This is a genomic window from Pseudonocardia sp. SID8383, from assembly GCF_009864975.1.
Classification (GTDB): domain Bacteria; phylum Actinomycetota; class Actinomycetes; order Mycobacteriales; family Pseudonocardiaceae; genus Pseudonocardia; species Pseudonocardia alni.
This window is the reverse complement of the sequence record NZ_WWFY01000745.1, coordinates 1-203: the sequence shown is the minus strand read 5'-3', so window position 1 is coordinate 203 and position 203 is coordinate 1. Positions and strand designations below refer to the sequence as shown.

At 78.8% G+C, this 203-nt stretch carries 1 pseudogene; it reads right to left on the bottom strand.

The window, feature by feature from the left end:
* Positions 1–203, bottom strand: a pseudogene (locus GTW08_RS17760) (hypothetical protein); the annotation flags it as partial.

The window sequence follows — 203 nt, the reverse complement described above, 5'->3', positions numbered from 1 at the left end:
GGTGCGCCGCGACCCGAGCGCCCCGAGGAACCCGCGACCGTGGGCGAGGCCGTCGAGCAGGGCCGCGTCGAAGGCCGGGTCGTGGTCGAGCAGCACCAGCACGTCGGCCTCGGTGAAGGCGGCGACGGCGGCGCGCGCGTCGTCGACGGTGGTGACGGTGCGGGCGCTCCAGCCGAGCAGGCCCGCCTGGGCGTGCAGGGCGG